The sequence below is a fragment of the Methylomonas lenta genome (assembly GCF_001644015.1).
In the GTDB taxonomy this organism is placed as follows: Bacteria; Pseudomonadota; Gammaproteobacteria; order Methylococcales; family Methylomonadaceae; genus Methylomonas; species Methylomonas lenta.
In genome coordinates this window covers 40,282-64,783 of sequence record NZ_LUUI01000101.1, presented here as the reverse complement: position 1 = coordinate 64,783, position 24,502 = coordinate 40,282, and the positions used below count along the sequence as shown (strand labels likewise).

The window sequence follows — 24,502 nt, the reverse complement described above, 5'->3', positions numbered from 1 at the left end:
GCAGTTTTTCATCTGTTTAAACCGCTTTGCCACTGCCGATACAAATGTACCGCCTGCTCCAGATCGGTGACGCCATAAATAACCGCCCGTCCCTGATCGAACAGCACCGCCGGATAGCGGTCGATTTGGTATTGCATGGCCAAAGACAGCCCTTGATACGCCGTAATCAACTGCTGTTGCAACGCTTGCCGGCCGTGTTGTTGAAGCCGTTGTTCCAAGGTGCGTTTAGCCGCAGTTTGATTAGCGGGCAAGTGTTGACTTAAAGATGATAACAGCTGTTTCGGTGCATCCAGATTGTAGAGTTTGACGTCGTAGCCTTGCTGAAGCAGCTTTGCCTGCCCTGACAACCTGTCGGCATCGCTGTGTATCACTTCAATCAACGGATGGTTCTGATTGCCCGGGTTTGCCTGTGCCATTACCGGCGTAATCCAAACCATCAGCGGACCAATGCTTAGTAGCCAGCTGATACTTAGCGACATAACAGACGTTGAACGATACATAGCGTCACCTACGCAGCCGGCTAAGTTCTTCAGCCACCACATTAACGGCTTCCAGCTCCGTGCAACCGCGTTCCTGCATGATCTGATGCCGACGGGCTTTTTCGTCTTTTTCGGTCATGGCCAGAGCCAGTGCCAACGGTGGTGGCACATTACGAAACAGCAGTGCCCGCTCATCAGTCAGCACCACGCCTTCGGTATACTGTTTGGGCGATTTACGCGTTGCCAGTAACAATGCCTTTTGTTCGGCGCTCAAATCTTTGAAGCGACTAATCTGTTCCACTTCTTCTTTAGGCATCACCAGACATAACCACCATTCCAGCATATTCAGCATGCGTTTACTGGCCTGCGGAAAATCTTCCAGGTTTTGGGTGGCGATCCAGAACCAGGCCCCCAGCTTGCGCCACATTTTGACGATCTTGATCACATAAGGCGATAACAAAGGATTGGTGGTAATGATGTGGCCTTCATCGGTGATCACCAGCGTGGGCCGGTCATCGTTTTGCTGGCGTTCCACCCTATCATGGATATGATTCATCAGGCCAATATAGGCCACCGTCAATTGATCTTCGTAGCCTTCCCGGGCCAAAATCCCCATATCGACGATCGTCACATCAACTGCCGGCCAGCGACTGCCAGGCCGGTTAAAGAAATGCCCGGCCAGGCCAGTACAAAACAAGCTCATGCCATCGGCCATTTCCACTGCGCGCTCCTGGCGCTGTGCCGATAAGCCCGGCAAATTGCGTAACCCGTCGACCACATCTTGCGTTAACACCTGCTCGCGGCCGGCCTCAAACACCGTTTTCGCCGCCAATAAAATAGCATGGCGGATCAGCAAACGATCCGCCCGAGTCATACGCTCATCCTCGCGCGCGTCGCCGCCGGTAATCATGATGCGACTGGCAATTTCCATCTCCCCCAGCAAATCGCGCACAGCATCGTCGCTATCCGGGTCGTCTTCTGATCCGCTGTCGACTTTCTGATCATCATCGTTACCCTCCTCTTCGTCGCCAATTTCATCGCTGAGCTCAACGCACCCATCAGCATTTTCGTGAAGGGCTAGATCGTCAGCGGGATGCAAACTCTGATCCAGCAGTTTCAACGCATCGCTAAACGGTGGCAAGCTGACATCGACATTCGGCGCTAAGGTGACTTGATTCAGACTGACGCCGTGCGCCTGCAGATACTGCCCCAACAGGCCAAAGGAATTGCCGGCTTCGATGATAAATATTCGCGGTCGATAGATGGCCATCATCTGTAAAATCAAATACACCAAGGTCGCCGATTTACCCGCCCCGGTCGGACCGATAATCAAGGCATGGCCGTTCTTTTTCCGGTCTTCGCTGTGCAAGGGGTCGAACAGTAACGGCTCGGCGCCGCGATTGAAAAATACAAAGCCCGGATGACCCGTACCGGTGCTGCGGCCATAGACCGGCGCCAGATTGGCGGCCTGTTTAGAAAACATCAGCCTGGAGCGACGGGCTTCGCATTGATCATGGGTCGCACAATAGGCCATGGGCAAGTTGCGACGATAACTGTCCAGGGCCAGCAGATCGTCTGCTTCCCGGATCGGTTGCAGGCCATTGGCCAGCAACAGTGAATGCAGTTGGTTGATGTGTTGGTGCAGCGCCGCTTCGCTGTCTCCTCTAACATAAAATGCTAATTGCACCGGAAACAATTTATTGTGCCGGGCGATTTCCATCTGCGCTTTATCAGCATCTCGCGCGGCCAACTTGGCTTCCGGATAATCGCCCACCGCTCCGTGTTGCACCTGCGCCAAGTGATTGCGCACCGCATCCTGGGCTTTGACGGTAATAGTCATGCTCAATACGGTGTTTTCCGACATACGGTCGAACAGGGCAAAGCGATGCTCCCCGACTTGGCGTTCGGCACCGAATAAGCCGATCGCCGGGATGTTACGCAGAGCTTGCACGGTGATGACTTTATGCGGCAAGCCATCAAACCACCATAGTCCACGTTGAGCATCGGAATGCGGCATACCCAACATCAAGCATTCAGCAAAGTCATGCCCGAACGGCATGTCGCTATCCCCGGGATAAGGCGCTTGCTTTAACAAAGCCTCGGTGTCACCGTCGGTCATGACTGGATTGGGATTCAACCAACGAAACAGCCACTCATACAGCTCCTGACCGTTGCAACGGCTGGACTTGATGCCAGCCGTCAATAACGCGGTGCTGAATTTACCGGCTACATCATTCAGTTCATCCTCGGGCGAGATATGATAATAATCATACGCTTGCTGGCTGACTTTTCGCCGCCGGTACAATGTTGCTCTGACAGTGCGTCGTTGCCCACGCCAAGGACCGCCGGTGACTAATTGGTCTTCAAACAAGCCGCCGCTGCGGGAGATGGCGGCCAGATGGTCTTCCAACACTTTAAAATAGCTTTCGCTGAATCGACTGCCCCGGGCACGTGGCTGAGCATACTGGCGAATCTGATCCACCAGGTAGGCAAGATTGGGTTCATCCTGCACGAACAACTGTACGATCCAGGGATTTTCCAGTTCTTCGGGTAACGAAATCAAAGCCGTTTGCAATTTATCCCGCAGCTCACTTAAAAACACTTCACTGCGCGCATCCGAGTCGACCGTGGCAATCCTAAACAACGCCCCGACGCTGTAACCGTCATCCAGCAAAAAACATTGGGTCGCCGATAGGTATTCCAGCCAGGGCAGCAAATTGGTGAACGAGGTCGGCCGTTCATACTGCTGACGAATGCGCCGTTCGGTCGGTGGTTTATCGGTCGCTCGGCGTTGCGGGTGCGCCGAATCTCCGTGTTGCCGAGTCAGTAGCGATCGAAACCAAGCCATCAGTAACCCGCCTCCGGCTCACCCGGCAAGGCGAACTCGATCGTCTCATAAAAACTGAAGCCTGTGGCATAACCCGGCACGGGTATGTGTCCATCGCCGCTGAGATGTGGAAACACATACAGTATCAAGGTAGGGTTTTTCAAGCGCGGAAACTGTTGTTGCAGAGTCTGCCTGGTGGATTGGGTGAAGGGCGTTGAAATTGGGTTTTGGTTTTGGTTTTGGTCTTTTTCCTGTTGCTCAGTCGGTAACTCTGCTGGCCGGTAAGGCTTGATCGAAGGAGTCAGTACGGATTGATTGGCGTCGTTCGACGTTCCGGAAAAATGTCGTTGATAGACCTCTTTCATAGTCGGCCCGTCCTGCGGCAGGATGCTTTCTTTATCACCCGTCGCACAGCCGCTCAACAAACTGACCATCAGCACGACTGAGCAAGACTGTGACCAACAGTTAATCCAAATCATCGTCAACCTCGTTTTCGGCCAAGTCATACTGGGTTTTGCGGCCGCCCGGTTCATAATCAATCGGCAAGGCCACATCGATATGAATCGCCAGTTCCGCGCCGGTATCCACATACACCACATCAAACGACTGCGCGGCCCGCTCGCGCAAATACTCACTGACTTCGGTAGCCCCTCCGGCCATGGCTTTGCCACCGGCATACTGCGCCGCATCGCCGGTGATCACCGAGGTCGCCAAGCCTTGTGCCGCCGATATACTGTTGGTGACCTGACTTTGACTAAACGCCCCGGCCGCTGCTTCGGCCGCCGAGGCCAGTATGCGTCCGGACAAATAGCTGGCAGCATTGCTGATGCGGGAGCCGGTCACACAGGGAACCCCTCGCCGATCGGAAATCCAGCCCAGCGTGCGCGTGGCATTGCCGGTCTGGCCAGAAGCGGTGGCTTGTTTATCTCGGCTTAGACTATTGTCATCCGCCGATAAGCTGCGAATGGTACCGTCGGCAAATACATAGGTCGCTGACAACACGTCCCCGCGCACGCAGGATAAGGTCCAGTCACCCGACGCCTTACCGCTGAAAATCACCCCATCTAGCCCGGGCATTTCGATGCCGTTGGCAGCCAGATTATCCCGGCCGACAATGACTTTGAATGGAAAGGGATCTTCAATCGCGCCTTTGATCGGTATTCTGCCGATTAAAGCGGTCATGCCGGTGGCGCCAATCAAGGTGGCATTGCGTGGCACGGTATAGACCGGCCGATCCGGTTCGGTTAAGGCACCGACGGATTCTGTCAGATAGGCTTCGGTCGTGCCAGCAGCTGATTGACTAGTGTGTAATAAGCGCTCTGCACCGTTCGCCACGCGCTTAAAAATGGGCCGGCCTTTGTCATCGGTTGGAGTGCCTAAGGGTTCGATCCAGGTCAGGGGGGATTCGAAACCTTTCAAACCGTCGTCAGCGCCGATGCCAAAACCGATTGGAATATCGTTACCAGCATCTGTCTGGGCTTGAGTGGGTGCGTCACTCAATTGATCCAACCGGTTTTTAAAATAATCGATTTGCTGTGCCAGTTGGCTGACCGCTTCGTTGGCCTGTTGTTGCGTATCTTGAGCCAGTTGGGTTTGCAGCTCGGCTTTGACCCGGGTTTCGATTTCATCACGCTGTTTAAGCAAGGCCTCATTTTGCATCTGCAGCTTTTCGCTTTCGCTTTTAATCACCGCGACTTCAGCGGTCAGTGTGCGTATGGTGTCGGCGGGCGAGTCGACATCCGGCCGACCGGCTTGCGGCACAGCCGACAAATGCACAGCCGGTGATGGCTGACGGTACGTCTTGACGCCGACTACAATCAACATCAGCAGGATAAGCCCGGCAACGATGGGTAATAGCCGGTTCGCGCCCATCTTACAGCGCCTCGTGAAAAGGCCGGTCGGACACCAAGTACACCGCACTGGTATCGGCTTCGCTGCCGGCCGGATGCAAACGGCTATGCTGAAAAGTCGCTGCCCGCCATTGGCCGCGCAATTGGAGTGGATCGAGATCGATAAAATCAGGGCCGGTGTTTTTGAGTTCAACCGCTGTTACATACAGTCTGCCGCTGTGCCAGCTGGCAATCGGCGTCGCTAAAATTTGTTCGCCTCGCAGCAAATGTTCTAACGGCGTCTGACTGACCGACACCCGCTGTATCCATGGTGCGGTTTTCAATAAGCGCTGCGGCGCATAGAGTTGCTGGGCGGCAAAGCGGGTTAAGGCCACCAGGCCGGCGGTTTTTGGTTTTTTGCCGGGATTAGATTTTTGGCTAGCAACCTGCGGTATCGTTGCATCGGCTTCTTCGCCTAATAAAGCCTCCGCAGATGATCGCTGTCCGGGTCTGAACAGAATTTCAATCGGATTAGCCGGCAAATCCGGCGCTTGTTTGGCACTCAGATCGATCAGTACAATGCCCTGCCCGTCCAGCTCGCGCACTTCGATACGCTGGGGCTCAAAAGACTCTTTGGCTAACCAATACACAGTACCGGCATGGCTTTGGGTGCGTAACTTGCCAGTCAATGGCGCAGGGATGCCGACTCGCACTTCGCCAGGAAAGCTCACCAAGCGTTCCTGGCCCACCGGCAAGGTAATACGCAAGGGTACCTTGTCCCAAAACAAACGTTCCACGGCAGACTCTGCCCAATTGGGCTGACTGAAACTGAGGCTAATGCATAGGAAGACTAATAATCCCGGTTTTTCAAATGACGATTGGTTACCTGTCTGCATCGTTTCGCCCTCACTCGTGGCTAGCCTCAGATTTATCCAAGGCATCAATACGTTTAGGCCCGTCGCCGGCAAAGCCGCTTAAGGCCAAACCCCAAGGATTAAGCTCAGGATCGATGTCGTAGCGCACCACCGTTAATGGATAGCGGATGCGGACTTGCTTAACGTCCATGCCACGCACGGTTTCCTGAATGGTAAAATCCAACCAGACCAGCCAGGTATGCGGATCAATGAGCTCAACCCGGCGTTCTTCATAACCGCGACCGGCGACCGGTTGAATCGAGCGCACCCGGCCTGCCAGCTCGCCGCGTTTACCGCGAATGGCTAAATCGTTGCTCAAATATTCCCGAAAATCCGGGGTTAAATAGGCCGCCATGCGGAAAATCTGTTGGCCGTAATCGGTTTCGCCATCGCTGTCCCAGTGATTGAGCTGCTGGAAGATGTAAGCTGCAAAGGCATACACATGGGCCGGGGCGATGTCGTCGGCTTGGACCACCGCACCGGAACGCAAGTCGGGTGGAATATGAATCCGGATATCGCTGCGAGCGGCATGCCAGGCATAGCCCAGCAGTAATAACATGAGCGTCAACCCGGCGATGACGGCTCGCAACGTGTTGATATGCGCGAGCAGCCGGCTGTTCAGATCCTGATAACGCATTATGTTGCTCTAAATGGCGCTTGCCACTCGGCACGGCCCAGATCCCAATGTCCGCTACTGAGAATCAGCCGGGTGTTACGCAGCCCGAGTCGATGCAGAAAAATCATCAAGCGATGCTGGTAGTAGTAATCCGGCCGGCCGCGCTTGATGCGTTGAAACCAAGTCGAACCGAACACGATCGTCACTAATACACCCACCATCGCCAACCCTAAACCCATGGCCGGCGCCCCCAAGCAGGCGGCAATCAGCAAACTGACCGGCAACCAGAACAGCGTGGCCAACAACAAAATCAGCCCTAACTCGGAATGTGTGCTGCCTCTGAAGATGACTGGCTCCTGATTGAGGCGGTCGGCCAAGGTTTCGCTGAAATCGTCCATGCTCAAATGACCTTAGACGCCTCGGTGAGCAGATAACTGATGAAGATCATTACGCCGGCCGCTACCACGGCGGTCAAACCCACCTCGCCCCATTCGGCTCTGCCGGTGCGGGCTTCGTTGAATTTGGAGATGGTGATCCAGGCAATCCATAAAAAAGCCACCACCGCCAATACCAACCCGATCACCAAACCGGCATCTTTGGCATAGCCTTTGATTAAGGTCAGCCAGTCGCCGGCTTTCGGAGCATTACTGGGTGCTACGGCTGTCGGCAAGGCGGCATACAGATTGCCGCTAAGAAGCATAAGACTAGCCCAACACCCCAGGAGTTTGGGAAAGAGATTGTGTTGTAAGCGCTTAAACATAATGAAATCCTCTGATAAAAAACACATTAACGGAGTAAATAGCCCAGTAACAAAGCCACCACGCCGCCGCGCATGATCGACAACAGCAGGTCATAAAAAACCCCTTGGCCGGTTTGCCAGGCCACCAGTTGCGCATAGGCCAGCCAGGCTAACCAGAGCAGATAAATCACCGCCAGCACACCGGCAATCACCAACAACAACTGGCCAGGCAGCACACCGCCGGTGGAATGGGAAAATGCCGAAACCTGGGTATTCGTCATACTGTTGGCCTAACGCCGGTAATCACCTTTCAGCGGCGGAAAACTGCGGGCCTGGCGAGGCGCCGTCAGGTGTTCCTGAATGCCGAGTTTGATGCGTTCAATATCCAGCAGCAGCCAGTCATATTGAAATTGCACCCGACCATCCTGATCCGCTTGGGCTTGCGCGGTAACGATTAAAGGTTCCAAGCCGTCCAGTTCATGAATGATTTTGACCAAAGCGGTCCGCTCACCATCCAAATCGGCTAGCACAGACCATGGAAAACACAGTAGAATCAGCACAACTCGAATTTTGCACAGCATTGGAACCCGCTCCCGATCAGGAATAGTGGGGCTCATTGTTCATAACTGGCAGACAAAAGCCCAGCTGAAACCCTAAGTTAGTGAGCCAGGGTTTTGTTGGGAAGTTTGAATGATTTGAGGTTGCTAAATGGCTGTTTATGACGACAACAATGAATTGCTTGATGTTTAAGCGAGCTTCTAACAAAATCTTATTGCCATAAAGATGATGTTAGTATTTAAAATATACAGATCAAGAGAATAACCCGTCACAACCAGAACGAAATCAAAGGATTCATGTGGATCAAATAGAATTTAATATCATAATGCGGAAGCCAAAATATCCAGTGATTGTGCTCTCTGCCGAGTGCCTTTATTCTGCATTCAATATTAAACAATTAGCCAAAAGCTGTATAAGTTCAACACCTATTGAAGGTAAAAGCATTATTCAGGTTATAGATTCAACAGGAGATGAGTTCTGGTATTCACCTGAACAATACGTTTTATCGCCTGGCTTTGCATTTAAAAAATGGACAAAAATGCAACTAATAGAAATGTTCAACAGCAGCTCAAATGCTAAAAGCCAAGCCCAAGAATATTCAACAAAATCTCTATCCTCTAAACGGTTAGGAAAAATAGTCAGCGATATTTATGAATTATTAAAGTCATAATAATCACATTTATCGGACAGCAAGAAGTATGACAGTGCTAACTCGAAAAATTTAGGAAGACTGCTGGCGATGCGGTAGTTCTATCTATTCAAAATGTGCACTGAGCGCGTATAGGATTTAATGATGAACGGACCTCATCAATCGCGAAAGATGCAGTTCACTTTGTTTACTGCAACCTACGGGCTCTAAAAATTGATTTTCTCGATGAGTTTTCGTTATAGATTACACTGAAAAGATTCACCAGGGCACCCCGATATTGTTTTCCGAGGGAGAAATAAAGTAATATTTGTGCATGGCTATTTTTGGCATGGACATGCCTAATTGTAAGGCGACGCCCCCCCAGAAACACGTAAATATTTTTGGAATACTCAAATCAATTCTAATCAAAAAATAGATGGGAAAAACACAAAAGAACTGGAGAATTCAGGATGGAAGACTTTGGTTATTTGGCAATGTGGACTGAATTTAAATATCACCGAAAAGATTAGATCATTTTTAACTAATTATTGATGATATTTTCAAGCGTTGTTATCAAATTCCTCATTTCCTCACAATCCCTTGGAACCTTAGCCAACATTGACTGTTGAATGACAAAAATTTGTTCAGAATTAACATTATCCTCACCTAGATCAGATTGGGTATAACTTTTAAATGCTTGTTTATAACATTTCGGCATTTCTTCTTGGCTTTTCAAAGCTGAAACATTTTCCCAAATGAATTTTTCAGGTGTTTGGGACGGAAGGTAAAAAACTCTATCCCTGTAAAATTTTAGAAATTGTCGTTGGAGCTCTTCTTCTTGCTTGGAGCTATTACTATCTTGAATAAATTTAATCTCTTGTCCAACCTGATTTTTTATGTAATCGGATAATTTTTTACTTTCTATACTAGGAATAGTATCTGGATCAATATGCTCTTCATCAGGTTTTTGATCGCCATCTAAGACAAACCAAACGTTTTTATCTGTTTGAATCGAATGATAAGGAATGTAACTGCCGATTAATGCAGTTGCCCCGCCTGGATAATATTCAACATCATAATCTTCATGAATGTTGCCGATCAATTTAAGCGCTTTTTCTACTATTTTTTGGGCAAGTTTATCTTCTACAATTATCGTTTTTTTTGAATGTAGTAATGAGCCAAGATGGTGGAATGCTTCAGCCGGATAGGTTTCGTTTTGTACTTCGAATTTCCTTGTAATTGGATTAGAGTAAAAAAGTTTGACGGCCTCTTTCGGTAATCCATCAACAAAAATAGGCGAGTGTGTCGCCATAATAACTTGATGTTTTTTCTTAATAATTTGTTTAAGTAAAAATTCACGTAATTTTTTTTGAGCTGCCGGATGAAGAGATACTTCGGGTTCATCCAAAAGAATCAAAGAATGATCAGGGGCATTAAGTACCTTAACTACCAATCTGACGATGATTGATTCACCGCTGCCTGCAAAAGCCTCGGAATATTGAATTTTATCCGTTGTAAAAATTACAGAATACCCTTCGGACTTAAAAAAGCTATGCTCGATATATTTACCACTTTGATAATCTTTCTCCAAAATTAATGAAATTGCCTCTAATTCATCATCGGAAAATTTTCTATTTTCCTTTATTCTATCTTTATTATAAAATGTATAAGAAGTTAAATTACAATCAATTGCATGTTTCAATCGAATTGCCCAAGTGCGTAAATAATTTTGTTTGCTTTGATGGGCATTAGTCAAATCATGGAAATTGAAAAGTTTATCAAACGCACTTAATTCTGACCTGAAATTAATATACACAACATTTTTACTGATAGTATTCCATCGCGTTTTCGATCTCCCTGGTAATTCTTCTATACCTTCCGGTAAGGGAGGCATGTCTTCCATGCCATCGTTTTTTAGTGGCCTTGACGGCTCCCAATAATCTGGATTTATAGTTACGCCGCCTTTTTTTTTAAATTGAATTCTTGTCTTTATAACCTCAACTTGTCGGCCTGCATCGCTTGAGTAGAAGCCGTAGATCATTCGATTCCGACCACTAGTATCCTCTTTGATGGGATCGAGGTTTGTAGAAAACCAAAAATCTCCAACACTTTTTCCTTCAGGTGCCCCATATAAAGCATGCAGAACAGAGCTCTTTCCGCACCCGTTTTTTCCAACTAGTACGGTAAGAGGATATTCAAATTCAATCTTCGTATCTTGCTGAATATTTTTAAAATAGGGAAACCGAATATAGTTTATATAGGGCCTGAATTGATTAGCTTCTATTAACTGTTTAATTTTACAAAGACTATTTTTAAATTCGTCCATATTACGCTGCTTTAGAATCCTTTGTTTTGCAATAATTTTGATAATGGATCAGAAAATGCTCACCGAAAACACGAGCTACATCTACAGGGACGGCATTACCGATTTGTCTTGCCATAGAGTTCAAATTTCCCAGAAAAACGAAATCTTCTGGGAATGTCTGTAGACAAGCCGCTTCTCTGACACTGATTGCTCGGTTCTGCTCGGGATGGCCGAAACGGCCATTGGAATAACTAATGCAACGGGTTGTGAGTCCACTTGCCGGAGTGTTCCACCTCATTCTGCCATAGACGTCTGAGTGGCCGACATAATCCTTATGGCATTTTAATAGCAACTGCGCTGGCCAATGACGACGATCGCCTCCTTCAGGGGTCGCTTTAATTCTTGCCAAATTAATAGGTGATAATTTAGCTGCTCTATGATTGCTGTCTTGGGAGCAAACTTCGCCAGCTTCGATCGCTGGTAAATGTTTTATTTTATCAGCGACAGTTGTAAATCGGGTATTGATCCAACCATCACCATGCGTAGGATCTGGAAAAGAAATATATTCCAATCGAGAAGCAATCAATACCAATCGTTTTCTTTTTTGTGGCACACCATAATCTTGAGAAGAAATTGACTTGAATTCTACTTGATATAGTGATTTTTTAAGTGCTGTAACAAATGTATCGAAAGGACCGCATTTGCCGTATACATTTTGTAGTCCTGGAACATTCTCAATAAAAACGTATTCAGGCAAAAAAAATTGAATAAATCTTAAGAATTCAAGCAGCAAAGAAATTCGATTGTCTTGATCGTTCTTTCCTTTTTTTTGCTTTGAAAAAGGCTGACAGGGAGCACATCCGCAAAACAACATTGGTCGGTCTTGTCTTGAAGATACGAAAGATGAAAGCGAATCAGTCGGAAACGATCGAATGTCTTCACAATAAAATTTCGCTTTTGGAAAGTTATTCCGATAAGTTAATGCAGCATCTTTATCCGAATCAATTGCCATTTGAATATCAAGACCAGCAAGTTCGAATCCCTTGCTAGTTCCACCGCATCCTGAAAAAAAATCGAAAACGTCGATCATCCTGTTCTGTTGTGTATATTTTAAGTTTCCAGCATTGTAGCATACGAGAATTGATACTAGGCGTTGATAACGCATTGAGTCAACAAGATTGATGTAAGTTATACACCTCGTTTTTTATTCAATGGCATAGGGCCGTAGGCTGGGTTGAACAATGTGAAACCCAGCATTGCCATTATTCCCAATCATGTTCGATTACGTCCGGTGCGGCCGCCCAATCTTCGCTGTAAATCCCTAATTTAACCCAACGCTGAAAGGATGAATAAGGCCATTCCTTCACCTTAGTTACAAGCCCATGTTTTACAGGATTGTAATGAATATAATCCAAATGACGTTGAAAATCCCTATCGTCGCGGATTTGGTGTTCCCAATAACGGCGTTGCCATAGTCCGCGTTCTTTTTTACGTAACCGACTGTCGGATACTCTTTCACCTTTCTCGATAGACCGGGAAAAATGCGATTTGATCAAACACCAACGCAACGGATAATCGTCGTCGCCTTCGGGTAATCGCCAAATGCAATGTAAATGTTCGGGTAATACCACTATGGCTTCTATGACCAGGGGATGGCGTTGTTTAGTATATCGGAATGCTTGGCGTAGATCGTCGATATGCTGAACCAGCAAATCATTTTGTTTTCGTTGAGCAAGATTGACGGTAAAGAAATATACGCCGCTTTTGGAATGGCTACGAATATAAGTGCGCATAATTTATTCATTCATAAGCTGGGTTTCATTATCATTCAACCCAGCCTACTTCTGCAACTCAACATCAGCATATATCAATTTGCAGACGTTAATAAAACTAAAGCGATTGGCAGTTTGGTGTCAAAATTTAACATTCGACTTCAAGCTTTGTTTGCTTTACAGCATTATAAATACTTCTTAAACGTCGACGCCATCACCCTGACGGACATGGCAAACAGTATTGCAAATGGTAACACGATGAGGTTGGGATGGATGCTGCTGGGAATGGCCAGATACAGTATCCAGGGCATAATCAGCGCTGGATACAGGACTTTTTTAGCCCAGTGATAGACAAACGAGCTTTCCCGACCGCCGCTCCAACGGCGAATATCCCGTTGCACCAAACCGTCGGTTAAGCCCATCAAGCCTAATAACACAAATGCCGGTAGTGCCAGGACCAAAACGGCCAAACGCACGGCAAACACTTGGGTGATCAGCATGGCGGCCAGCATATAGTCTTGGGCTAGCTGGTAATAGTGTCGCAAGCGCTGCCTGAAGCTGCCATCATTGACGCCCGGGGTCGGTTTGGCCAAGGCGATGATCAGGCTTTCGATGCCGGTTTTGCGAAAGATCAAGTTGTAAAAGTTATCGGCAAAACGTCGGGCAAACTGGGCTGGTTGCTCGACGATGACGCTGCGGCGAAAGTCGGCATTCAGAACACTGAGCTCTTGCTCCAGCATGATTTGACAGTGCTGGGTGCCCGCTTCGTCCCAAAAGCCGGTAGCCATGCCGGTCCATTCTGTGGCAATGGAAAAGCCTAAGGTTATGATCAGAAAAATCAGCCCCTGTAGCAATCGCGTGACCCATCTGGCCAGTATGCCCTGCTCCGCCGCTTGCTGGGCCGAGCTGCGCTGCACAGCCGGGGCGGCCACGTTAGCTCGCCCACCAGTAATCGTTAGTCAAATAGCGGCGCTGCATTTCCGTGGCCACCTCCTGCAGGTTTTTTGGCAGCAGTGCATCGTTAGTTTTAGTGGGCAAGGGGATGCGGATTTTCCATAGATTGCCGCCTTCCAGCAAGGCAAAGGCCTGGCCTTTGGGTAAGGCCATCACGGTAGCGGGTGAAATCATCGGCATTTCAGTAACGGAAATCCTATCCTGGTTTTGCGAGGTAAAATCGATGCTGGAGTTGGGGTCGGCGGAATCATTGACGCCTGATACTTCCATCAGAGTGCTGATGTTGCAGGTGTCGATTTGGTTGGTGAGCATTTCGGCGGTGGCCAGTTCCTTGACCCGCAGCATGATCAGGGTATTGAAGTTGCCGGCCACCTGCCCGGCTTTGGCTTTGTTGCCAACCCGGGCTTCCACATCCGACCAGGTTTGGGTATAGGCCGTCACTTGAAATCCCGAGCCGCCGGCCTTGTTGAGCAAGGGGATAAACTCGTCGCCGATCAATTCATTGAATTCATCGGCATGTAATGAAATGGTCGGCAGGTGCTGGGTTTTTGCCGCATCCGGCAGGCCGTGGTCAGTGCCATGCTTGTATATTTCCCCTGACACGGACACCAGATCGGCAAACATGGAATTACCGACGGCGGATGCCACCGCCATATCCGATAAGGCATCCAGCCCGATATAGACGATGCCTTGACGGCGAATGATCTGCCGCCAGTCGATGATGGGCCGGCTATCGTTGAGATCGGTGTAATCCGGCGAGATCAGTGCGGCGGTTTTGCCGGTAATCAGTTTTTCCATCAACGGCAATAAGGAGGCGACGATTTTATCGAAATAGGTTTTGTCGTATTCAAACGCCGAACGCAAGCCATCGGCAACCGCATCGTAAAAACCGTTGTCTTTCACATAACGCACCAGGGCAATCACTTCCGGCGAGCGGCCTTTGAGGGCAAAGGGCAAATCCCGTTCGTTGATGTTTTCGGCGATGCGTTGCACTTGTTGTTCCCAGTCCGGCGGTGCCACCTCGGGCAGCCATTGTCGGTAGTATTCGGTCAACAGCGGTTCGATGTGGGTGATGTAACGGGTGATCAATTTATAATCCGGGCGTTTACCCATTTTAACTAGGGCCACGGCGATCATATTGGTAAAGCGCCAGGCGAATTCCCGAAACGCCGCCGAGTTGCCGCTACTGGGTAAGTGGTTGGTCAAGCGGGTAGCGACTTCGGTAATGCGAGAGAAATTGCCGATGGCATTATAGCGACAGGAGATCTCCGGATAACCCAGATGGAAGATATACAGTGCCTGGCTGCGGCGGGCGCGTTTGGCTTCTGCGACCATGCGTTTCATCAGATCGGCATCGCCTTTGGGATCGAACACAATCACGGTATCGCCACGAGCGATATCCTGGGTAATCAAGAGTTCGGCCAGCCGGGTTTTACCGACCCGGGTGGTGCCCAGCACCAGGGTATGCCCAACCCGTTCGCGTAAATCCATGCTGACCGCTTGCTCTTTCAGTTCAACCGCATGAATTTGCGGCTTGCCGCCCAACGGCGGTAACGGTGCGACCGGATTCCACCAGGCAGGATTTTGTAATAGCTTGGCTACCTGCTGCAAAATAGGTGATCGTTCCCAGCGACTTTCCAGGCGTCGGGCCAGTTGGTAGGCAAAAGACGGTTCGATATAGCGTCTTACTTTAGGATGCAGCGTATCGCGCAACCTTTGGCTGTGCTTTTGCTGCCATAAAAATCCTTTGCCCAGAAACAAGCGCTGCCGGCTGACCGGTATGTCTTCGGCCGCGATTTCATAGCGCGGCAACTTGCGCATGTTGCGTTGATAGCGCAATACAAACAATGCTTCCCGGGTTCTGATACATCCGAGCGCAGCCAAAAGTACGGCGGTGGCATAACCGACTGAAGGCGTCATCATGATCGCCCAGGGAGCCAAACAGGCTATCAGCGCACAAGCGAAGGCACAGACTGCCGACCACAGTTCTACCGGTGGCCGCAGCAAGGCTTCGATCGGATACGGAGACGTCATTGTTCGATCCGCGTCGATGTAATCAATACCGGGTAATGCACCAAGGCTAATTGCGCGGCAATCGCGTCGCCGGCCAGCGGATGGATCGCCAACCCACCGGCTGTGTTTTGCAACTGGCGTAATTGCGCCTGGGTTTCAACGTTGACCACCAGACCTATCGCATTAAGTTGCTTGAGTTGGGCTAGATGTAACCGCAACCAGCGTATCGACAAAGGATCGGCACCCACTATGAACACTGGGCGATCCAGGTAAGGTCGGTCTATCGTGCGTGAAGCCACTTTACCTGGCGACAACGACGGGGTTTTGACCGGCAAAGGCTCTATCTGCACGTCAAAGTTAGCGACGACCGGGGTTTGAACATGCAACGTCTGCGGCTGATGCGGCAAGCGCATGGTGCGGCCGTTGTCAAAAATCACCACCGGTTCTGCGCCACTCGACAAAGACAGGCTGGCGACAAGCGCACTCAATACTATTAATCGAAAACGCATGGTTGATGACTCCGTGCTTTTAAACGCTAGCATTCTTGAGCAGGTGCGATTCAAAACCAATCCAATACCCTGTTTCAGAGGTTCAGGGTTTTATTAACGGCAGCGTGTAGTTGCTGTGTGGGATTGAAACAGATGGCTGTATTTGAACAAGACCGGCAAGTATTGAGATGGCTTTTGGTTTGAACAGCATGCAGATGGTAAGATTCATCCACCGCGTCAGTATGACCGCTGTCGCGCTGATCACTGGCGCAACCGGCGTTAGGCCGATAAATTCAGGAGGTTTTAGTGACAGCAGGTATCCGATGGCCATAACCATGGGTTGGCACCGCATTAGACTCTCGCGCCAGGAATACGAATCCGGCGAAATGAACCTGCTGTTGGGCGCATTCCGGGCCGCCTATATAGGGCGAAACGGACCTGTGGGCATGGCGATGTTTGGTTGCTGGGCTGATGATGGCGAGTGCTATTTTGTTTATACCACGCCTAGCTCGGTCCGCCATATCACGCCACTGTTGGATGCCTATTCAGCAAGTCGAATCGATAAGCCAAATCCGGTCGGTTTATCGTTAATCTATGGCGACGAATCGGGTCTTTCCTCCCGCGAGGTCGGATTCGAAGCCTGACGGGGCTGCATCTGGAGGGCTTTTAGATATTGAAACGCGCGCCACCGCTGGTACGTTGGTCAAGGTGGTGTGGGACAATGCTTGAAATGATAATTTCCACCTCAAGCTATCACCCAATGTTTAACTTCAAATGGCAGTCAAACACAAAAAACCTGACAACCAGTTTCGACCGTTCAATTAAAATTATCGCTTTCAGTTCCCTGTAATCCAACTGATTCCATTAAGTCAGCCACTTGATCAGCTGAAAGTTGAATATATGTGCGTGTTTTCATCTCTTTTGGAAGCTCCAAATTCCCAAGCCTGATTCTGATCAGCCTATTGACTGTAATTCCTTGTGATTTGAAAAGACGTTGCACGACTTTGTTTCGATAATTTTTTAATGTGACATAAAACCATTGATTAGCACTGGTTTCCGCTTTGTCTGTTTTACGCTGAATTGTGTCAAATTGAGCCAAACCATCTTCCAACACAATTCCGCTTTGAAGTCGTTTAATCATAGTTTCATCGACTTGACCGAGCACACGCACCGCATATTTTTGTTCATTCAGCTGAGATATTCTCATTAGACGGTCGGCTAACTTGCCGTTAGTGGTGAACAGTAGCAGCCCTTCTGTATCAACTTCCATATGGCCTACAGCGACCCAACGTGCATGTAAAAGCTGTGGCAAATTATCAAAAACAAGCTCGCGTTCTTCTGGGTCCATACGGCTAACTATTTCTCCAGCAGACTTGTAGTACATGATCACCCGAGTCGAGCTGTCAATTTTAGTAAGGTCAAATAACTTACCATCAATTTCAACCCGATCAGTGGCAAGACAATGGTCTCCCAACTGCGCCGGTTGACCATTGACGATGATCCTGCCTTCTCTGATCCAGTCTTCGATCTCACGACGAGAACCTAAGCCTGCATCGGATAATATCTTCTGTATACGATCGCCTTGTTGACCGGTTGTGGTAACCGTGTCGGGATTATCAAATAATGTAGCGCGCTGATCGGCTTCCGGGCTCGCTCCGCTCACCCGGCCCGGCGATCCCGCCGGGCTGTCCGGTTCCTGACCGGGCTGGATGGACCTCAGGCAAAAACGAAAGCCCAGGAAGTCGCCGGCAAAGCCGGGCCGGTAGGCGAAGCGGAGGGCGGAACGCGCCCACCTGGCGCGGTCGTACCAGGACCCGCCGCGAATAACGCGGGGCCCTTCGTCGCCGGTCAGCGATCCCATTGGATCGACTTGCGCATGCTGGTCATAAGTCCGTTGGCCATCCTTACACCACTCCCAGACATTATCGTGCATTTCATATAATCCCCACGGATTAGCGGGCAGGCTTTTGACCGGTAAGGTTTTTTCCCGATACTCGCCTTTTTCGCCGCCGGCGTAGGGATGGTTACCGTCATAATTGACCTGCTGCGGGCTAATGTTGGCGCCGAAACTGAAGGGCGTGTCGGTGCCGGCCCTGCAGGCATATTCCCATTCCGCTTCGCTGGGTAAATCAACCTGACAGCTCGGCAGCAATTTTTGCAGGCGCTGTATAAATTCTTGAACCTGATGCCAATTGACCGTTTCCACAGGTTGATTGGGATCGTTTTTAAAACTGCTAGGGTTAGCGTCCATTACAGCCTGCCATAAGGCCTGGGTGCAGGCGGTGTCGGCCAGCCAGAAGCCTTTGCTGAGGGTTACCTGGTGCTGTGGGCCTTCGTCATCCCTTCGTTCCGGTTCATCGTCCGGAGAGCCCATCCAGAAAGTGCCGGGCTCGATCCAACGCAGGCTTTGCACCACGGGCTCGCCGCCAGCCGTCTCTAGTCTAATCTCGGTCCAAAGTCCAAACGCATCATCGCCCCAGCTACTGGCAAAGGGAGGCGGGAATGGGTTGGGAAAACGGGGATCAACGTTCATCAGCTATGAACTCATTCGGCATAAGAAAAAAGTCGGCAGCCCGGAGAGCTTTCGGCCTGATGGCTACTGCCAATCAGCCTACCCACACACCGGGTGCCTTGAGGTTTGTCGACCGGGAACTGCCCCAATCGAACGGGACGCGAGGTCTGGTCCATGATGCGCGTTGACTCCACAACGCATTGCTCATCGAGCTCAGGCAAAAACGAAAGCCCAGGTTGTTGTTGGCATTGCCGGGCTGGTTGGCGTTGCGGTTGGCGGAACGCGCCCTCCTGGCGTTGTTGTTCCAGGACCCGCCGCGAATAACGCGGGGCTTTTTTTGCAATCATGACCTGCATCCTGAGTCGCTAGTATAAAGGTCCATCGCCGTATCGTCATTGGCTAATAAGCGCTGCCTGAACCTCAAGCTTTGGGTGCCGTTCAGTGTAGCAATTAGATTGTCGCATGCCCGTTGCGCCTGTTGTTCGCTGACCGCGGCATTGACCCTCGCCGTATTGATCCGTTTTAAGCCGGCTCGATAGCGCGAGAGTTTACGCGAACTGGGCAATACGACACCTTGCCGGACACGAAATCCGCAAAAGCAAAGACCTTGCCGACTCTGGCGGATTTGCACGGTGGATTTCACCGTCAGCTTACGCGATTGCCACAGAAAGTCTCTAAGGCAATTCAAGGTCTCGGTTGCTGCTTGACGCGATCGGCACCACCAGACGATGTCGTCCATATAGCGAACATGGGCGCAAACCGCTGAGTGGTTCAATAAAAAACGATCCGCACTATCGAGATAGGCATTGGCAAAATGTTGCGAGGTTAACGAGCCGATGGGTAAGCCACAACCGCTGGATGATGAATCACCAACGGCAATAATCCGCTCCAGTAAGTGTAAAAAAGCTGTGCCTTTAAAGCGCGTTGCCAACAATTTGTTCAGTATGGCGTGGTCAATGGCTAGAAAATAACTTTGAATATCCACCTGAACCAGCCAGGGATAGCGCCGCAAATTATTCTGCACCGCTATTATGGCGGCATGCACCCCTTTGCCGGGGCGACAAGCGAAACTGCTTTCGACCAACATACGTTCAAACCGCGGTTCGGCTAAGTTCATAATGGCGTGATGCAATACCCGGTCCGCGAAGCAGGCTGCGGTAATCTCTCGTCGTTTGGGATCATGGATGACAAAACGACGGCAACGGCCAAGCGGCGCATGTTCCTGCAGAATCGCATTGGCCAACTGGTTGAGACGCCCTTCCAGATCATGCAAAAATCGCGCGACAGCCGGCCTATGCTGCTTGCCTTGTGCGGCTTTCCAGGTTGCGCGTAGCAAATTCTCGCGGTCGGCAATCTGCTCCAGGCGAATGGAATCACGTTTCATCGTTGCCCTCACTGCAATTCTCGGCCAGGGCGGTCTGAAAATGGGTCAACAGCGTTAGGCCATAGCGCTGCACCCGAGAGGATCCAACGCCATCGATAGCGCCCAGCACGGTCAGGCTATCCACCCGACGCCTGACGATTTCGGCCAATTGTTCGTTGGTAAACACAGCATAAACCGGCACCCCTTCGGCCTCTGCCACGCTTTTTCGCCAATTACGCAATGCGGCATACAGGGCAAAATCCTGCTCGTTGAGTACCGTTTTGTAGTCCACCCGGCTGCCGCCGGCATTTGATTTGGCCCTGGAATCCGGGGCTTTCAGCGCATCCGGCAATGACGCATCGGCGACGGCAAGCGTGACGCAGAGCGCCCAATAAGCATTCGCACCGTCAGCGACGAATTGGCGTTCGATATTCACCACCCGGTGCGCCAGACAAAAACGATTGAACTCGTCCTGGGCCGGTTGCGGTGACTGCGCGGAAATGGCGAAAAAATGCAGGGTCATGATCGGGGTTTAGGCTTGGAGCCGGACTTGGATTTTGTAGCCGGTTTGCTGGGCTTGCCCCCCTTTTGAATGGCATTCGGGCTCGCTCCGCTCGCCCGACCCGGCGATCCCGCCGGGCTGTCCTTTTCCTGACCGGGCTGGATGGACCTCAGGCAAAAACGAAAGCCCAGGTAGCTGCAGGCAAAGCCGGGCAGGCGGGCGTCGCGGTCGGCGGAACGCGCCCACCAGGCGTCGTCGAGCCAGGACCCGCCGCGAATAACGCGGGGCTCCGCGTCACCGGCTAGCAGCCCCAACGGGTCGACTTGCGCTTGCTGGTCATAAGTCCGGTGGTCGTCCTTACACCACTCATAAACATTGCCGTGCATCTCATACAATCCCCACGGATTGGCGGGCAGGCTTTTGACCACTACGGTTTTTTGGCGATACTCACCTTTTTCGCCGTGGGCGTAGGGGTATCTACCATCATAATTGACTTGCTGCGGGGTGATGTTGGCGCCAAAGCTGAATGGCGTGCTGGTGCCGGCCCGGCATGCGTATTCCCATTCCGCTTCGCTGGGTAAATCCACCTGACAACCCGGCAACAATTTTTGCAGGCGCTGTATAAACTCTTGAACGTCATGCCAACTGACACTTTCCACCGGCTGATTGGGATCGTCTTTAAAACGGCAGGGATTGTTATCCATCAACGCTTGCCATAAGGCCTGGGTGCAGGCGGTGTCGGCCAGCCAGAAGCCGCGACTGATGGTGACTTCGTGCTGAGGGCCTTCGTCATCCCCACGTTCCGGTTCATCGTCCGGCGAACCCATCATAAAATGACCGGGCTCGATCCAGCGCATGCTTTGCACTTGTTCACCAGCAGAGGGATTCAGATTCAGATCGGCTCGCACACCATATTCATCCAGAACGAAACGAACGCTGGAAGCGAATTTTTCCACATAATCGTAAATTATGTAACTGGTATCAATGTCACGAGGATCAACTTGCTTGGTTAACGGATTCTCCACCAGTTGGTATTGACCATTTTTCGCCAAAACCGTTTGTAGTGAAGCTTCTATCGGGATCGGCCAGGTGCTCCATTCGAATGATCGCCCACATAGCAGCGGCGATCTTACCCAAAGACCCGACTCATTGCAGCCCCAGGCAGCTGCCCCTCGCGGTCGTTTGACAGTCACCAGAGTTAGCCTTTCGGTGCTAGTGGTGAGCTTAACGGTGGTTTCTTTATTTAGGCTGCACAATGCGTTTGCAAATTGCGGTGCAGGGTACCACTGGTTTTTATCATGGCTTTCGATGCGGATGCCGCCAGCATCGATAGCTAAAGGTTCGCCCAAGGTGCTTTGATTTTGAGTTGCCGGTATGCGTTGTAACGCAATATTGCCGTTCAGTGGGTCTCGTACCAGCCAACACTGTACCTTTTCTCCCTGCATATGCCTTTTCAGTTCAGCCGGATCAATCCAATCCGGTACCTGTTCGAAGTCACCGCGTACTTCGGTAATTGCTGCCACCAATGGCGAGAAAAGATCGGTGTAGCGATCGCCCATCAGATCGTCGGCGCGTTGCACGATGTCCTGAGCCACTTGCCACCAGACGCCGCCTTTTTGCAAAGCGTCCGGTTGTCTCAAGGTAGAGGCCAGTTGGTGCATGAAAGCGTAAGCGTTTGTTATTCGCTGTTTGGCCTCAGCCGATACCTCCGCCCCGTCCAGTTTGGCGTGGGCATTCCACAATAAGGTTTCCTCGTGATTCAGCACCGCGCGCAAATGGGCGTGATGCCGGTAACGCAGTTGCTCCAGTGCGAGATGATAACTGTCCAATTGTTGGGTAAAATACGCCAGATATTTGGCTTGCGCATCTTGGTGGATGTTGGCGGCACTGCCGGATTCGACATCGGCATGACACCAAAATGCGCCTTCCAAGCCGGCGTTTAGCGGTGCCTTGGGGTTAAGCCTGCGCATGGCGCGTAATAACGGCGGATCGACTCGACGAGTAACAGCGGCCATCGCCAATAAATCACGCAAACCTTCGGGTTTGGCTTGGCCTTTACCCAGGGCCCGTTCCGGGCGGATACGCGCATCCGGGCTCCAACGCAACAAGGGCAGGTTGTTGGGCAAACCGCCGTCGAGCTGTTCCGCACCCAGCGGCAGCAGTGCCAGTGGCCGGGTTTGGGCTTTGCCCAATTGCCGGATAAAGCCTTGCCAGGCTTGGTGAATGGGAGAATCAGTGCCTTCCAGCAAGCCTAAGTCACTGACCAGCAATACCGGGGTTCCCGCCGGCGGCATGCACCAAGCGTGTTTGATGGGCAGCGCACCGCCCGTCCTCTGCTCTTCGACCCAGTCGGTCCAGTGCTGCAACGGTCCGTGGTTAATGATGCGGATGGAAACGCCGGATTGGCCGCAAGCGTGCAGCAGGTGTTCTGCCAACTGGTGCATATCTTGCCGATAAGGCCATAGCCGTTTGGCAAAGTCTAAAACCACCACCCATTGCGGATGCCAGGTTTTGAGTTGGCGACGCGGTAAATGCCGCGGCAGTTGTTGCCCGGCAATTTGTTTGACCAAACGGGGTACGTCCAGACCCGCGCTACGGTTGCTAGTCAAATAATGTTTGAGCGCGGGCAGCAGACGGGCTTTGGGCACCAGGTCCTGGTAATTGACTAGCCTCACCGCTGAAGACGGCTTGGCGTCGTCTTCAGTGATAGGGTTAGAATCCGCAGCTGGTTGGGCAGAGTTTTGCTGTGCATTCAATGTCTCGCGCGCTTGCCGTTCGGCTATAACGTGGACGAACGGCATTTGCAAAGGCAGTTTATGGCTGTTGTCGATCACATCTATTTCTATTGGGATTGAAAGAGAATAGACATCCCCAATAGCTAGGTCTTCAATTCTATCAGGCCGTTTGACATAGCCAAACCAATGTTCTCCATCCTGATCTAGGGTTAGATTTTCTCTGGCATGCACGTCCAATAACCGCAATAAATCCGCACGACCAGTCGCACCTTGAGGCGGGGTAACGTATAGAGGCTTCACAGCTCTAGGTGTTTACAGTTGTTGCTGAACTGACTACAGGCTTACGATTTTGATCCTGATTGTGATGTTTAACTAGGCCGTATGCGCTCAATTTGCTCAGCCACTCGATTTGCTTTTCTTTGCGTTGAGTTTCGTCGGCAATGTTGGCGGTTAATTCCTGCAACGCTGTCAGCAAGTCGATGTATTCGGCCAAGCCCACTTTGGGGTAGCCAGCTTGTTCCGCAGCTTTGCGATCATCCAACACTTGCTCGGCTGCGGTTTGGCGTGCAGTGTCGTCAATGGTCGGATGTTTATGCACGCGGCCACGCTGGATCAGCCATTCTACAAATGGTATATCGCCTTTGGGTGGATTGAGATTGAGCACGGCGCAACGGCGAATAAACGCAGGCGGTAATTCGCGCTCTTCGTTGGTGGTGATAATGATCAGCGGCCAGCGATGGTCTGAGGCATGGATCGTGCAGTTACCCAGCGGCGGCACATTGAAACTGCGGTTGCCCAACACGTCCAGCAAAGCATTCGGCAGATCGGCGTCGGCTTTGTCGATTTCATCGATCAGCAGCACCGGAATAGTGTCTGGGTTGTTCATGTGATACAACGCTTGCCACAAACAACCAGGCTTGACGTACTTTCGATGAGTTCTGTCCAATTGGTTAATTTGCGCATCCGCCAATCGCTCAACGACATCGACGCGGTACAGTAAATCCAGCGCTTCAAAGCGCGGGTGAATGACTTCAATCAAGGGTTCGCCGCATTTCAGGTGCGCTGCAGCTGCACGAGCGATCTGGCTTTTGCCACTGCCCGCTTCGCCGCGTACCAATAACGGCCGACGGGCAGCGAAGGCAAAAATCAAGGCATCTTTTTCGGGTTGACTCCAATGGTGGCCGGCAGCGGGAAAGCGGTCGCACTGTTTCAATTCGGTTGGAGTTTCAACACTTAAATCGATAAACGGGTTGGTGTTATTCATACTA

Annotated in this window: 24 protein-coding genes and 1 pseudogene; 3 read left to right on the top strand and 22 right to left on the bottom strand. The window is 50.8% G+C overall.

Annotated features, from left to right (window positions below; translation table 11 throughout):
* Window positions 1-8: 8 nt before the first annotated feature.
* From A1359_RS10630 to A1359_RS10585, 10 genes are read right to left on the bottom strand one after another with little or no spacing between them, the layout of a single operon-like run.
* Window positions 9-500 (bottom strand): TIGR03757 family integrating conjugative element protein, encoded by a 492-nt coding sequence (locus A1359_RS10630; RefSeq protein WP_198159321.1) that lies wholly within the window; start codon window positions 498-500, stop codon window positions 9-11.
* A 4-nt stretch (window positions 501-504) separates the two neighbouring features.
* Window positions 505-3,327 carry a conjugative transfer ATPase gene (locus tag A1359_RS10625; RefSeq protein ID WP_066982139.1) on the bottom strand — a complete coding sequence of 941 codons (2,823 nt, stop codon included), beginning with the start codon at window positions 3,325-3,327 and terminating at the stop codon, window positions 505-507.
* On the bottom strand, window positions 3,327-3,785 hold the full coding sequence (locus tag A1359_RS10620; protein ID WP_198159320.1) for a TIGR03751 family conjugal transfer lipoprotein: 459 nt from the start codon (window positions 3,783-3,785) through the stop codon (window positions 3,327-3,329). The genes A1359_RS10625 and A1359_RS10620 overlap by 1 nt, the downstream gene beginning before the upstream one ends.
* Window positions 3,772-5,178 (bottom strand): TIGR03752 family integrating conjugative element protein, encoded by a 1,407-nt coding sequence (locus tag A1359_RS10615; RefSeq protein ID WP_066982137.1) that lies wholly within the window; start codon window positions 5,176-5,178, stop codon window positions 3,772-3,774. Before A1359_RS10615 ends, A1359_RS10620 begins: the two co-directional genes overlap by 14 nt.
* 1 nt (window position 5,179) lies before the next feature.
* Window positions 5,180-6,031 carry a TIGR03749 family integrating conjugative element protein gene (locus A1359_RS10610; protein WP_066982134.1) on the bottom strand — a complete coding sequence of 284 codons (852 nt, stop codon included), beginning with the start codon at window positions 6,029-6,031 and terminating at the stop codon, window positions 5,180-5,182.
* Window positions 6,032-6,041: 10 nt separating this feature from the next.
* Window positions 6,042-6,686 carry a PFL_4703 family integrating conjugative element protein gene (locus tag A1359_RS10605; RefSeq protein WP_066982131.1) on the bottom strand — a complete coding sequence of 215 codons (645 nt, stop codon included), beginning with the start codon at window positions 6,684-6,686 and terminating at the stop codon, window positions 6,042-6,044.
* Window positions 6,686-7,063, bottom strand: a complete 378-nt coding sequence (locus tag A1359_RS10600; RefSeq protein ID WP_066982128.1) for a TIGR03750 family conjugal transfer protein — start codon at window positions 7,061-7,063, stop codon at window positions 6,686-6,688. The genes A1359_RS10605 and A1359_RS10600 overlap by 1 nt, the downstream gene beginning before the upstream one ends.
* Window positions 7,064-7,065: 2 nt before the next feature.
* Window positions 7,066-7,425, bottom strand: a complete 360-nt coding sequence (locus tag A1359_RS10595) for a TIGR03745 family integrating conjugative element membrane protein (RefSeq protein ID WP_083960599.1) — start codon at window positions 7,423-7,425, stop codon at window positions 7,066-7,068.
* A 26-nt stretch (window positions 7,426-7,451) separates the two neighbouring features.
* Window positions 7,452-7,685 (bottom strand): TIGR03758 family integrating conjugative element protein, encoded by a 234-nt coding sequence (locus tag A1359_RS10590; RefSeq protein ID WP_066982125.1) that lies wholly within the window; start codon window positions 7,683-7,685, stop codon window positions 7,452-7,454.
* Window positions 7,686-7,694: 9 nt separating this feature from the next.
* The gene (locus A1359_RS10585; protein WP_066982121.1) at window positions 7,695-7,985 is read right to left on the bottom strand and encodes an integrative conjugative element protein, RAQPRD family; all 291 of its coding nucleotides are present in this window, start codon (window positions 7,983-7,985) and stop codon (window positions 7,695-7,697) included.
* A 275-nt stretch (window positions 7,986-8,260) separates the two neighbouring features.
* On the opposite strand from A1359_RS10585, the gene A1359_RS10580 reads away from it, so the two are divergent.
* Entirely contained in the window at window positions 8,261-8,632 is a 372-nt protein-coding gene (locus A1359_RS10580) for a hypothetical protein (RefSeq protein ID WP_066982118.1), read from the top strand.
* A gap of 243 nt (window positions 8,633-8,875) precedes the next feature.
* Window positions 8,876-8,953 (top strand): annotated as a pseudogene (locus A1359_RS23645) (very short patch repair endonuclease); the annotation flags it as partial.
* A 178-nt stretch (window positions 8,954-9,131) separates the two neighbouring features.
* Here A1359_RS23645 and A1359_RS10575 read toward each other — a convergent pair.
* The 6 genes from A1359_RS10575 to A1359_RS10550 form a co-directional block, all read right to left on the bottom strand.
* The gene (locus tag A1359_RS10575; protein ID WP_066982115.1) at window positions 9,132-10,916 is read right to left on the bottom strand and encodes an ATP-dependent nuclease; all 1,785 of its coding nucleotides are present in this window, start codon (window positions 10,914-10,916) and stop codon (window positions 9,132-9,134) included.
* Window position 10,917: 1 nt separating this feature from the next.
* Window positions 10,918-11,985, bottom strand: a complete 1,068-nt coding sequence (locus A1359_RS10570) for a DNA cytosine methyltransferase (RefSeq protein WP_066982112.1) — start codon at window positions 11,983-11,985, stop codon at window positions 10,918-10,920.
* A 172-nt stretch (window positions 11,986-12,157) separates the two neighbouring features.
* The gene (locus A1359_RS10565; protein WP_066982109.1) at window positions 12,158-12,688 is read right to left on the bottom strand and encodes an REP-associated tyrosine transposase; all 531 of its coding nucleotides are present in this window, start codon (window positions 12,686-12,688) and stop codon (window positions 12,158-12,160) included.
* A 164-nt stretch (window positions 12,689-12,852) separates the two neighbouring features.
* Window positions 12,853-13,599, bottom strand: coding sequence for a TIGR03747 family integrating conjugative element membrane protein (locus A1359_RS10560; protein ID WP_066982106.1), 747 nt, complete (start codon window positions 13,597-13,599; stop codon window positions 12,853-12,855).
* A 1-nt stretch (window position 13,600) separates the two neighbouring features.
* Complete coding sequence (gene traD / locus A1359_RS10555; protein WP_066982102.1) at window positions 13,601-15,655, bottom strand: type IV conjugative transfer system coupling protein TraD; 2,055 nt, start codon at window positions 15,653-15,655, stop codon at window positions 13,601-13,603.
* Window positions 15,652-16,143 carry an integrating conjugative element protein gene (locus A1359_RS10550; RefSeq protein WP_066982100.1) on the bottom strand — a complete coding sequence of 164 codons (492 nt, stop codon included), beginning with the start codon at window positions 16,141-16,143 and terminating at the stop codon, window positions 15,652-15,654. Before A1359_RS10550 ends, traD begins: the two co-directional genes overlap by 4 nt.
* 188 nt (window positions 16,144-16,331) lie before the next feature.
* Between A1359_RS10550 and A1359_RS10545 the strand changes: the two genes are divergently transcribed.
* Entirely contained in the window at window positions 16,332-16,766 is a 435-nt protein-coding gene (locus A1359_RS10545; protein WP_232322184.1) for a hypothetical protein, read from the top strand.
* A 173-nt stretch (window positions 16,767-16,939) separates the two neighbouring features.
* Here A1359_RS10545 and A1359_RS21895 read toward each other — a convergent pair whose 3' ends face one another.
* From A1359_RS21895 to A1359_RS10515, 6 genes are read right to left on the bottom strand one after another with little or no spacing between them, the layout of a single operon-like run.
* Window positions 16,940-18,655: a pseudouridine synthase gene (locus tag A1359_RS21895; protein WP_083960590.1), complete on the bottom strand. Its 1,716-nt coding sequence runs from the start codon at window positions 18,653-18,655 to the stop codon at window positions 16,940-16,942.
* Window positions 18,656-18,666: 11 nt separating this feature from the next.
* Window positions 18,667-18,981 (bottom strand): hypothetical protein, encoded by a 315-nt coding sequence (locus tag A1359_RS10535; RefSeq protein ID WP_066982097.1) that lies wholly within the window; start codon window positions 18,979-18,981, stop codon window positions 18,667-18,669.
* On the bottom strand, window positions 18,978-20,018 hold the full coding sequence (locus A1359_RS10530; RefSeq protein ID WP_066982094.1) for a reverse transcriptase/maturase family protein: 1,041 nt from the start codon (window positions 20,016-20,018) through the stop codon (window positions 18,978-18,980). The genes A1359_RS10535 and A1359_RS10530 overlap by 4 nt, the downstream gene beginning before the upstream one ends.
* On the bottom strand, window positions 20,008-20,520 hold the full coding sequence (locus tag A1359_RS10525; protein WP_066982091.1) for an HRDC domain-containing protein: 513 nt from the start codon (window positions 20,518-20,520) through the stop codon (window positions 20,008-20,010). Before A1359_RS10525 ends, A1359_RS10530 begins: the two co-directional genes overlap by 11 nt.
* The gene (locus tag A1359_RS22780) at window positions 20,517-23,534 is read right to left on the bottom strand and encodes a formylglycine-generating enzyme family protein (protein WP_066982088.1); all 3,018 of its coding nucleotides are present in this window, start codon (window positions 23,532-23,534) and stop codon (window positions 20,517-20,519) included. The genes A1359_RS10525 and A1359_RS22780 overlap by 4 nt, the downstream gene beginning before the upstream one ends.
* 4 nt (window positions 23,535-23,538) lie before the next feature.
* Complete coding sequence (locus A1359_RS10515; protein WP_066982085.1) at window positions 23,539-24,498, bottom strand: AAA family ATPase; 960 nt, start codon at window positions 24,496-24,498, stop codon at window positions 23,539-23,541.
* Window positions 24,499-24,502: the final 4 nt, after the last annotated feature.